General features: G+C 37.8%; 10 protein-coding genes and 1 tRNA gene. 4 read left to right on the plus strand and 7 right to left on the minus strand.

The features are described 5' to 3' along the window. The first annotated feature begins 51 nt into the window (after positions 1-51). From ACPDG9_RS02085 to ACPDG9_RS02095, 3 genes are all read left to right on the plus strand, one after another. On the plus strand, positions 52-663 hold the full coding sequence (locus ACPDG9_RS02085; protein WP_430526164.1) for a thymidine kinase: 612 nt from the start codon (positions 52-54) through the stop codon (positions 661-663). A gap of 20 nt (positions 664-683) precedes the next feature. After that, the gene (locus ACPDG9_RS02090) at positions 684-1,919 is read left to right on the plus strand and encodes an MFS transporter (protein ID WP_430526165.1); all 1,236 of its coding nucleotides are present in this window, start codon (positions 684-686) and stop codon (positions 1,917-1,919) included. A 204-nt stretch (positions 1,920-2,123) separates the two neighbouring features. Then, a tRNA-Met gene (locus ACPDG9_RS02095) sits at positions 2,124-2,197 on the plus strand. 136 nt (positions 2,198-2,333) lie between these two features. Here the strand turns inward: ACPDG9_RS02095 and ACPDG9_RS02100 are convergent. Then, entirely contained in the window at positions 2,334-2,633 is a 300-nt protein-coding gene (locus ACPDG9_RS02100) for a hypothetical protein (protein ID WP_430526166.1), read from the minus strand. A 114-nt stretch (positions 2,634-2,747) separates the two neighbouring features. Next, positions 2,748-4,061 (minus strand): phosphatidylinositol-specific phospholipase C domain-containing protein, encoded by a 1,314-nt coding sequence (locus ACPDG9_RS02105; protein ID WP_430526167.1) that lies wholly within the window; start codon positions 4,059-4,061, stop codon positions 2,748-2,750. A 380-nt stretch (positions 4,062-4,441) separates the two neighbouring features. On the opposite strand from ACPDG9_RS02105, the gene ACPDG9_RS02110 reads away from it, so the two are divergent. Beyond that, complete coding sequence (locus tag ACPDG9_RS02110) at positions 4,442-4,810, plus strand: hypothetical protein (RefSeq protein WP_430526168.1); 369 nt, start codon at positions 4,442-4,444, stop codon at positions 4,808-4,810. 115 nt (positions 4,811-4,925) lie between these two features. On the opposite strand, the gene ACPDG9_RS02115 is transcribed toward ACPDG9_RS02110, so the two are convergent. The 5 genes from ACPDG9_RS02115 to ACPDG9_RS02135 form a co-directional block, all read right to left on the minus strand. Beyond that, the gene (locus tag ACPDG9_RS02115) at positions 4,926-6,899 is read right to left on the minus strand and encodes an OmpA family protein (RefSeq protein WP_430526169.1); all 1,974 of its coding nucleotides are present in this window, start codon (positions 6,897-6,899) and stop codon (positions 4,926-4,928) included. Between the two features lie 17 nt (positions 6,900-6,916). Next, positions 6,917-7,849: a PorP/SprF family type IX secretion system membrane protein gene (locus ACPDG9_RS02120; RefSeq protein ID WP_430526170.1), complete on the minus strand. Its 933-nt coding sequence runs from the start codon at positions 7,847-7,849 to the stop codon at positions 6,917-6,919. A gap of 8 nt (positions 7,850-7,857) precedes the next feature. Further along, positions 7,858-9,111 (minus strand): gliding motility-associated C-terminal domain-containing protein, encoded by a 1,254-nt coding sequence (locus ACPDG9_RS02125; protein ID WP_430526171.1) that lies wholly within the window; start codon positions 9,109-9,111, stop codon positions 7,858-7,860. Positions 9,112-9,117: 6 nt separating this feature from the next. Beyond that, positions 9,118-9,723: a hypothetical protein gene (locus ACPDG9_RS02130; protein WP_430526172.1), complete on the minus strand. Its 606-nt coding sequence runs from the start codon at positions 9,721-9,723 to the stop codon at positions 9,118-9,120. 83 nt (positions 9,724-9,806) lie between these two features. Further along, a complete protein-coding gene (locus ACPDG9_RS02135; protein WP_430526173.1) occupies positions 9,807-11,504 on the minus strand; it encodes a hypothetical protein in 1,698 nt (565 codons plus the stop codon). Positions 11,505-11,515 lie beyond the last annotated feature (11 nt).

Raw genomic sequence — 11,515 nt, forward strand, 5'->3', positions numbered from 1 at the left:
TCCTTCACAAAGTAACAAAAAAACTACTGGTTTCAGCCCGAAAATTACAAAATGTTTCTAGAAATTCCTGTTAATCACAAAGAGCAGTTTGGATGGATCGAAGTAATCTGTGGATCAATGTTTTCTGGAAAAACGGAAGAACTGATTCGCCGATTGAAAAGAGCGCAATTTGCCAAACAAAAAGTCGAAATTTTTAAACCTGCCGTAGACACGCGTTATCACGATGAATACGTAGTATCACACGATGCGAATGAGATAAGATCGACGCCTGTTCCCACTGCGGATAGCATTCGAATCTTAGCGAGTGGTTGTGATGTTGTAGGGATCGATGAAGCCCAATTCTTCGATGCGGAGATTGTTCACGTTTGCAACGAATTGGCTAATTCAGGTATTCGCGTTATCGTTGCGGGTTTGGATATGGACTTCAAGGGAAATCCATTTGGACCAATGCCAGCATTGATGGCTACTGCTGAATATGTCACTAAAGTACACGCGGTATGTACACGCACTGGTAACTTGGCTCACTATAGCTACCGAAAAGCAGCGAGTGAAGATATTGTTATGCTTGGTGAGACGGAAGAATATGAACCTTTGAGTAGAGCGGCGTATTACAACGCCATGCGAGAAGCTGAGGAGCTAAAAAAAGAAAAACCCAAACCCTGATTATATAGATTAAACGCTTTATGAGAAAAATATACCAAATTTATCTAGACTCTTATCGAGGTTTGTCCTCAGCATCTTGGATGTTAGCCATTGTCATGTTAATCAATAGAGCTGGATCGATGGTATTTCCTTTCTTAGGTGTTTACATGACTAAAGAACTCCATTTTACAGATGAACAAACGGGTTATGTGTTAGCTTGTTATGGACTTGGTTCGATGACGGGTTCTATGTTGGGTGGCTGGATTACGGATAAGATCGGCAACTACAAACTACAGTATTTGAGTTTACTTGGAAGTATTCCTATGTTCATTTTACTGCCTCACTTTACTTCTGTCATTAGTTTAGCTTTGATGATTTTTGTTCAAAGTACCATCAGTGAAATGTTTCGTCCTGCCAACTCTGTTGCTATTACAAAATACGCACGACCTGAAAATATTACGCGCGCTTTTTCCTTAAACCGCATGGCGGTTAACCTTGGATTTTCCATTGGTCCGGCTATGGGTGGAATGTTAGCTGCCATTTCTTATGCCTTATTATTTTACATCAATGCGGGTGCTGCTTTTTTCGCAGCAGTTGTATTCATCTACTTCTTCAAAGGACGCAAAGAAAACCCTAAGCCAACGGTATCGATTGACGAGGATCAAGATATTTCCCTAGGTTCATCAGGTACGAAACGCCAATCCCCTTATAAAGATGGATTATTCTTGTTTTACAGTTTCTTCTGTACTTTATATTCCATCGCCTTTTTACAACTTTTTAGCACCTTACCTATTTTCTATGAAAAAGTAGGAGGTTTGGATGAGTTTCAAATTGGACTCGTATTGGGGTACAGTGGATTGTTGATTTTCTTGACAGAAATGCTATTAGTACATTTAGCAGAACGTCATTTGACTACTCAAAAAACAATTTTTTATGGTGCGCTAGTTGCTCCTTTTGCCTTTTTAATTTTCCTTCTGGATTATAGTATTGTATCCATCATTTTATCCATTACCCTATTAAGTGTATCGGAAATGTTGATCTTCCCTTATACCTCAACGGTAACGGCTATGCGTGCAGATGACAGCAGTAAAGGCTCCTATATGGGAGTAAACGGCTTGACTTTTGCCGTTGGATTCATCATCTCTCCTATTTTAGGTACAAAACTCGTTTCCTATTTTAGTTATGATGTATTGTGGATTGTTATGGGATCTATCTTTTTGATTTCCGCTTTTGGGTTAAACTATACTGTTGGGAAAATGATTCAACCGAAAGTGTAGGCGCTCTAGTTGCAATTCTATATTTTTTACTGCATTATAGGATATATCCTTAGTTATTGATTACAAACAGGATAGCGCTATAGGTCTAAAAAATATATGTTAAAATTTAAAAGTCTAAATAAAATCGAGCGTTTAAGCCTTGCATTGTATGTAATTTGTTCTATATTTGCACTCGCATTAACAAAATAATGCAGTCCAATATATGGCGAGGTAGCTCAGTCGGTTAGAGCGCAGGATTCATAACCCTGAGGTCACGGGTTCAACTCCCGTCTTCGCTACAAGGTAAAAAGACTTAATCGAGAGATTAAGTCTTTTTTTATTACTTTTTTATACACACAAACTACAAATCCGCTTGATTACTTCCTTCTAAATCAAAGCTAGCCCAAATTCACTCTCAATCCTGTATTTCACTTCTTAGTCTTGATGGAGCAATTTGTATAAGAGTGAATCCCTATAAATCTGATTGATTTTCTGCTCTCTATCGTTTCCATCAGCGCTATAAAGTAAAAAGGTAGTAGGTAGATCAATATCCACAGCTAAGAATGAAATGTAATCCACTTCGTATTCACTCCCTTTCACTCCCCTCGTTTTGACTTTCGCATTCTTAAAACTTTCTTCATACAGCTCTCTCAATACCTCAACTTCATAAGAGGCACACAAGAGGTCAAAAATCATATGAACGACAGCCGTATTATCAGCGAGTCCATTTCCCAACAGCTATTCTTCTCAAGTGTTTTTTGTTTTTTGTGAATGGAGGACAATTGAGTAAGGCTAATGCTTTACTGCTAAATAAATACTGATACCACAGATTCTAATCCGCACCTAACATCACAACGATTTGTTCTCCAATACCAAATTCCACGTATCTTGTAATACACTTACACCTGGGGCCCAACAAGGAACAAGTTTTCGATCAGAAGAAAAAGACAGACTACTTTCATAAAGATTACAAGCGTAATGAACATTGTGTATATTACCATTGGTTATAGTCCATCTACTCTCGACAGTTGGCACCGCATCAATCCAGGTATAAACCGTTCTCCTGTTGTCTGTAACAAATGAGCTAGCGTATAAAAATTCCTTGTAATAGGTATTAAAGATATAGTATTCATTCGTATTCTCAGATGGAATTAACATCCAAAAACCATTAGTAACCTTACCTCCTGGCTCCCAACCAAACACCTGTCGTCTTTTCATAGCAGTATCCATATATAAGGAAGCATAAAAGTAATGTTGCCCATAGTAATTGTTACAGATCGAGTAAATAGGGAGCTCTTTACAGTACTTATTTTCGTTTCTTTTTAGTATCTCAGCAACTAAATCGCTGGTGTAGAAATCCATGGCAATTATACCGATATGCGGCGCTTCGTTGCGAGAATTATCTACCTCCCCTGCAGCCAACCCCTCTTTAAAATCACGGGTAATAGCTGGTACTAATACCCCTGCAAATGACTTGGGACTCGACAAGGGGGGTTTTGTTGCACTACAGTGATTTAGGTATAAAGAAGGATTACTGTTATTTCTATTTGCTTTAGCAGATTCAATAGCCAAGCTAGCAATCTTCCCTCTCTTACTCGATACTGATGTATCAAAGTAATCATCTTGTACTTTAATTGAACTATAAGGTATTCCTGGAACATTATATACATTAGAAAGAACCACTATCTTTCCCCTTACGTCTCCTAGGTTAGGAATAGAGGATTCTAAATACATGTTTTTATGGTATTCGCCATATTTCGTATTAAAAACAGTCAGAAATTCCTCATCTGAAGCCGAAGAATTTTCTTGTTTAATTCTCATAATAATAGTTTCAGAACTATTTGCAGCCAAGAAATCTAAACACTGAATCAGCACATCTCCGAAATTAATGTTCAGATAAAATTGCCCATGATGAATAGTAAATACGCCATCAATTACACAGCATCTTATATCGAGATAGCGAATGCCATCTTCCAATTGTTTTTTTATGGTACAGTCAGCATTCTGCGCAGCAACATAATTATCAATTCCTGGAGCTTGTCCAGACTGCCCTTTTCGGGCACAACTATCATGAGTTCCTGGTATTGACATGTGAGCAATGCTCTTACTATCTTCGATACAACTCATCCAATTTTTTGTATCACTTAACAATGAATATCTCATATATCATCTTTTTGAAATTAATTTGTTTAAACTTTCATAAAGGATAGCCTATGCTCTAGATCGCTAGCAAAAAACAGCTATTCTACTATGGATTTATGACTAAAAGGCAAGATTGACTCGTCTTATTTGTCGTTTTACAAGACGAAAGCACACTAAATAGCAGGAACTAGAAAACCCACTATTTTTATACTCTATAAACAAATATTGTGCCCTAGCTTTTTATCAGGAAACATTTTTTTTTACAAGTACTTATGCCTTTGGATCGTGATTATGCGATCCAATTATTTAAGAGGTAGAATGCGTTTTCATTCTTTTTCCTTCCTAAACTTTACCTAAAAAGACGAGTCTATTTCCAAAAACTAAATATATTTGCGTTATTCATGATGAAGTACAATCGACATATCGCCCAATTTTTGTGTCTCCTATTTGTGTTGTTAGGTGCAGAAAAGGTTAATTTTTTCACCCAACAGGATTGTGAGTCGAAGGTTTCCTTTTGTCCGATTGCCACTATGTATGTATATCAGTTAGGAAATTCTTCCGCAGACCATGCGGAGAAAACCACCAAAAGTAAAAGCTGTAAAGCGACTAACATTAGCTGTGAAACATTCTTTATTGCACAAACAGCAGAGCAAGCGCAAACTACAAAGCGCCTTTATCTTTCACACAAGCAGTACTTCTACCAACCTGTCATCCATTCGAATCCATATATAACACTAGTAGATCCCCCTCCTAATATTGAACAAGTATAAAACGAAAAGCTCCAAATAGAGCTTTTTTTTATAGAATTGAAAAATAAAAAAAGGGCTACTCAAAATAAGTAGCCCTAATGGGAATTAAGATTTGTTGTTTATAGCGGCCCTGAACTTACATTTTCACAATAATAAATTCACTTCTTCTATTCTCTTGGTGTTGTTCTTTGGAACAAGGGACTCCGTTTGTACACGCATTAATCAATTGACTTTCTCCATATCCTCTTCCTGTGAGACGATCTGGATCAATACCTTGATCAATCATCCACTTCAGGGTTGATTTTGCTCGGCGATCAGACAACTTCATATTGTACGTGTCATTACCTCTGCTGTCCGTATGCGAACGAACATCTAGGTTAATGTTTGGATATAGCTTTAATACCTCAACTACCTTCGCTAATTCTGCTGCGGCATCCGGACGGATATTCGCTTTATCAAAATCAAAATAAATCGGTTGTAATTTCAATTTTCTGAACAAATCGTCGTCTTCTGTGATGATTTCTTGTACAGGATCAAGTCCAATTTCCACTTGGTTGACAGCCTGTAATTCAAAACTCATTGTTTGAGCAATTTCCTTGGTTTGGAATCCTACTGCTTCTGCTTTTAGACGGTATTTTTTACCACAATCTAAATCCGCAAGTGCAAATTTTCCTTGATCATCAGCTTGAATACTATCCAGAACCGTATACGTTGCATCATACAAGGTGATCGTACTACCTGCTAGAGACGCTCTGGTAGAGGCATTGAATACCCAACCTTCAATATGTTGTTTACAAATGATCTCTTTCTTCTCTTGTACAAAGTAGATATCATCTCCTCCTGTTCCTCCTGCTCGATTAGAACTAACGAAACCTTTCTTTGCTTTTGGATCAAAATAGTAGCCAAAATCATCGCTTGGACTATTCATGGGTTCGCCAATATTGGCAACTGTACCAAAAGAACCATCGACATGAATCTTAGCCATAAAGATGTCTAATCCACCTAAACCAGGTCGGCCATCTGTAGAGAAGTACAGCATATAATCACTAGAAATAAACGGAAATGTTTCTCTTCCTTCTGTGTTAATTTGCTTCCCTACATTTTCTACAGTACCAAAACTTTCATCGGCGAGTATTTCAACGCGAAACAAATCACTTTGTCCGATTGACCCACTTCGATCCGAAACAAAGTACAGCCATTTATCATCAGGAGTCAATGCGGGATGTGCATTGTTTGCCTTAGGATCATTAATCGTCAATGCCATCGGTTTGCCCCAAGAACCATCTTCCATTCGAGTAGCTTTGAACAACTGCAGCAAAGCATTTTTGTATCTATTTTGTTGCACATCATCTTTAATGGCTGTAGCATTTTGGGTAAAATAAATCGTATTTCCATCTTTAGTAAAAACCGCAGTGGATTGATTAATCGTTTGATCCTCTTGTTGCAAAAACAATTGAGGATCCTCAAAGCTCCCGTCGTTATTGATTGTAGCAGCATACAAACTCGTGTAGGCCTCATTGGTCCACTTGTGTACTTTGTTACCCGAAACCTCAGCTGAATTTCTTGCCGAGGTATAAATCAATTGCCCTTTATAGATTGTAGCACCGTAATCTGAATACGCACTATTTAATTCTAAAGTACCTAGTTCATACCGATTAGAGCGCTTTTCAATATCGCCTCTATAAGTACTCTTGTTTGCCTCAAACAATTGAGCACGAGAATCACTTTGTTCCATAGCAGTAAACTTAGCCGTATAGGCATCTGCCTCCTCATACTGTTGCATTGCGCGTAGCGTTTGCGCATAGCGATAGTAGTACTCTGATTCTATGGACGCTTGACTGGTTGTGGCAAACTGAAACAGTTCTTCATACCATTTGTTCGCTTCCACCAGCTTTCCATTGAAATAATAAGCATCTCCAAGTTTTTGCAAGGTGTTTACACTCTTGAATCCCTTTTCAACTGCTTTTTCATAGATTTCTATAGCATTGATATACTCGTATTTTTCAAATCTTTGATCTGCTTTATTCTCGCGTTTTTCTTGAGCCCATCCGACAGATGTTGTAAACGCGAGGGAAGATAAAACGAGTAAAGTCATTAATCTTTTTTGCATAATTTATCATCTTTAGGTTAGAAGAAACGCGGAGAAGTTTTTCTCGTGTATCGATTAAAAATATCAGCACGCAAGAAGAACTCATGCGATCCACTGTTGTAATGACGCAATTTGGATGTATCCGCATCGTAAGAATACCCTACAAACAGCGTTTCATTAATCTGGAATCCGACTAATCCGCTAACTGCTGCATCCCAACGATAAGCAACTCCTGCTGTAAACTTGTCAAGAAACAAAAAGTTAGCTGTTACATCCAATTGTAAAGGCGCCCCTTGTACTGCTTTCATCAAGAAAGCCGGTTTGAACTTCACATCAGGATTGATTTCAAATACATATCCCCCCATTAAATACACCTGCATGCGTTGTTTCATAGTTGTCACCTCGTTGTCATCATAACGATGTGTTTCTAAGAAACTAGGTACAGACAACCCCAAGTAGGAACGATCTGAATAGAGATAAACTCCCGCACCGATATTAGGGGTAAATTTATTGGTGATATTTTCTTGAATATTCACATCTGAAGGATCAAAAGGATGCCCTTTAGCATAGTCGACATTTAATAGATCGGCTGATGCTTTTAATCCAAATGCCAACTGATAGTGGTGGTTTAGTTTTACTTTATAGGAAACATCTACTGCGACATTATTCTCGTCCATGATCCCGATTTTCTCATTGACAAAAGAGAATCCAATTCCAACATTGGAATCGTTAATAGGTGTAGAAAGAGAAAAACTGGCTGTTTTAGGCGCACCGTCTAATCCTACCCATTGCGTTCTATAGTTTCCAAATAAACTTAATACTTCTCTATTCCCAGCATAAGCGGGATTATAGATAGACGTATTGTACATGTATTGGGCAAACTGCGGTTCTTGTTGAGCAAAACCTTGTTGAGCAGCACTTATTAATACTAAGGCTATACCAACTTTTTTGAGTTTGTTTATAAATTTCATCCTTATTATTAATTTGTTTCTAAATGTAAATACCCGGCTTTCTTAATCGTTCTCGACACTCCATCTTTTACTACTTCATAAACGATCACGTAATAGTAGGTTCCTGAAGGAAGTTTTTCGCTATCATTTAGCGTCATTTTTCCTTTAGAATACCCATCAAATACATTTCCGTTTGAGTCGTAATTTCTAGTTTCGAAGACTTTTGCTCCCCATCTATTATAGATTTGAACGCTGTTGTTTGGGAATCGCTGAATATTGTCGATAAGGAAATAGTCATTGACTCCATCGCCATCAGCTGTAACAATATTGTAAATCACAACATCACCTTCTAGCAACCAATCTGTCTTTACGGTTGCCAAGGTAAAGTATCCCAAACCTTTCACCGATGTGGGAGTCGTAATACGACGCGCACTGACATCTACAATTCCACCTTCGTCTACCCATATTTTTTTCTCCTCATCCCAACGGACAATGTGCAAATCTGTTTCTGGGCTGTTTAGCACTTCTGCTGCAGTCGTACGTTCATCCCAAGTCAGTTCCAGAATGACGTTCTTTTCTTCCTTACTTCCTTTGCTAACATACCAATACTCCTTTGTATTTAAAGTGTTAATGACCCCAGAGGCATTAGTATGTGCTTTAAAAAAGGCCTGATCGTCATACTGATAAGCACCAACATAGACGTCTTCTTTATCAGGTGCAGTGATCGAAGCAGCACGATAGTATCCTTTGTTTCCGATCGGAAAAGTAAACGCTTCATTACCAACTTTATCCACTGTTCCATCGACGTGACTTCCGTCTGTTGCCTTGTTCGCCTTTGCTCCTTTTAAAAAGGCAAAAGCTCCTTTTTCCGCGTCTATCGTTACAATACCCTCAACGAAATCAACATCACCTTTTGCTGCAATTTCATTTGCGACATAAAAAGCACTTTCCGCCGTTGCATTATTAAACTCAAGGTGATTGAAACGAATCAATTGACTACCATCGATGGCTTGTTTTTGATCGGATGTAAAAATCGTTTTTCCTGATGTTTTCAGTTTGCCTTCTTCTCTGAAATCGAATAGTCCGTTATTCGTCAGATCTCGGTGTACATACAACGTACCGTTGTTAAACACCATGCCGTTTTCTTTGTTTTCCAAGGAGAATAGCGTTGCCACTTCTGTATTAGGCATAATGTACAAACCGCCGTAATTAACGGTTTGTCCAAACGCTAAACCACCCGTCATGACCAAAGAGCCAAGCAAGATTTTGTGGTTTATTTTCATCCCTCCTTACTCTTTAACAACGAAAACAATATTCATCATCGAGTAAGGATTACCCGTTCCAATTACCTCATATGTCATTTTTCCATCTTCCTGAATGACGATGTTCGAAAACACCGTTGTATCGTAATCTGTTACGTAGTAGTATAAATCAGTTGCTTCTGGAAAATGAGGTATTACAGCAGGTGCTCCAATGCTACTAGCGGTATTACCCGCTAACGTAAATTGATTCACATATTCTTGGTACAAATCTTTGTTTCCAGCGCCATTTGTTTCCGTATTAAAAACAATGGAAGGCATGTAGAAAAACTTCACTGCTTTATTATCTGAAGTTACCATCTGCTGCCATTTCGTACCATCATTATAGTAAAATCCTGGCACAACATCATTTTGTCTTTTGATGTTGTAAACGGTCATACCAGCAACATGATCAGTCAGAGGATGAGCATTTGTTGTACTATCCAACTCTAATCTCGGCAATAGCAATCCTTTAGTTGATGCCTCAATTTCAAGCATAGCATCCGGGTTAATCTTAGGAGATCCTCCTACTTTTGTTTGAGCAAAAGCAACAGTGCTCAATACCGAAAATAAAAAACCTAAATATATCTTTTTCATCTTATTGTTTTGTTTAAATTTAAAATGATGGGGCTTGGGGTCCCCTCCTAGTTCCCCATCATTTCGCTATTGATTAATTTAAATTATAGTTCTACTTCTTCATTTGAAGTGAATTCAACAACAACTTCGTAAGCACCTGGTTTCAACATCATATATTGATTACCCACACCGATATTAAAGGCAATCTTATTTCCATTTATTACAACGTCTGTTGTATTAGAAGTAACAATATGCCCTGCTGTTGTAAGCAGTTTTATTGACAATACCTGTCTAATGTTCACACTATCTGCTAAGGTTAGTGCTACAGGACTAGCAATCGCAGAATATTCTTCGATTGTTGTTGCACCTTTCCCTAAATACACTTTGTGTCCATTGTAGGTATCTCCCGTGTAAACGGTATCACCTTCGTTTGTGATGTGGTCACCTAGCTCTTGTTTGATGATGTCTTTGAATTTCTTAATCAAGTTAACCAAGAAAGAGGCTGGTAATTCAATTTCTTTATTCGTTTTTGTTCCAGTAGAATCGGTAATCACTTGATAGAATACATGAGGAGTTGCGTCATCTCCATCGTGATCTCCAAAGTAAACGTTCCCCCCTTGGTTCAACACATTTGTAATCGCATTCTTAATCTCTTCGTTATTGTTGATTGAGTTTAAGATGTCTTCCGTCATGTTGATATAATCTTTCTGATCTCCTTCAGCACTGTACTCATAGAAGATTTCACCTTGTTTTACATCTCCTGCTACTGGTGCCGTACGAACCGCTTCAAAAGCCGGTAATGTTCCACTTGTCACCACTTCAGAGCGTCTGATTTGTGTAGGTGTTTCTGTTTCTCTTACTAAATCCTGAATATCAATTGTTTGGTACGCTGTACCATCCCAATATTGGAATACCCAAATTTTCTTTGTTGCATCGGTTGGATCTTCAATTTCAGTATAGATTACATTTCCATCAGAGAACTGAGTGATATACTGTAAATATTCAACAACAGAAGTAAACGTTTTATCGCCTTCTTGAATCGTAGTTGATGAGTTTAGGATTTCTTGAATGTTCTTAACTACCGTACCTTTTACATCGATAAATACTGCCCCCGGAGCATTATCTAGAATGTTAGCTACTGTATTTGCATCATCTGCTGCTAACCAATCAAGAATCGTTTGCTCAGAAAAATAAATTACACCTACTACTTTGTTGTTCACGATTACCTCTTTCATGAATGTTTTCGTTTCAACTCCGTTTACTAGATCCTCAAAATTGATTTCTCCTCTTGTGTACTTATTATTAACCGTGTCGTATGTTACGGTATAAAATTTACCTCCTTCATACACTACTGTAGTATGTGTTTGTGGTGCAGTATCATCATTTGAAGGATTTGAAGGAAGGATGTAGTTAATTACAGCTTGTAAATTTTCAATATCGCCTTCAATATTGGTAATATTATCGCCTAAGTTTTCAATTACTGTGTCTAACTCAGCTTTACCAACGATTCTATTCCACTCGTTATTTGTCCAATAGTAAAATCCTTTTGCCAAAGTGATAACACCTGCATTGTCTTTTACTTCATTGGTATTGTATACTAATAAACTTTCTTCTTGTGCTCCTTTAATGGGGTCAAATACATTAATTGCTGTTAATGCAACACGAGGAATCAAAATACCTTTGTCTGTAGCTTTTACTTCTAACTGTGTAGAAGTAGCTGGTGTTGGAGTTCCGATACCAACTTGAGCATTTGCAAAATACGATGCTCCTAAAACTGCTGCTAATAATGTGATTTTTTTCATTTTAACTGATA

Source organism: Myroides sp. C6-3 (assembly GCF_050522425.1).
Classification (GTDB): domain Bacteria; phylum Bacteroidota; class Bacteroidia; order Flavobacteriales; family Flavobacteriaceae; genus Flavobacterium.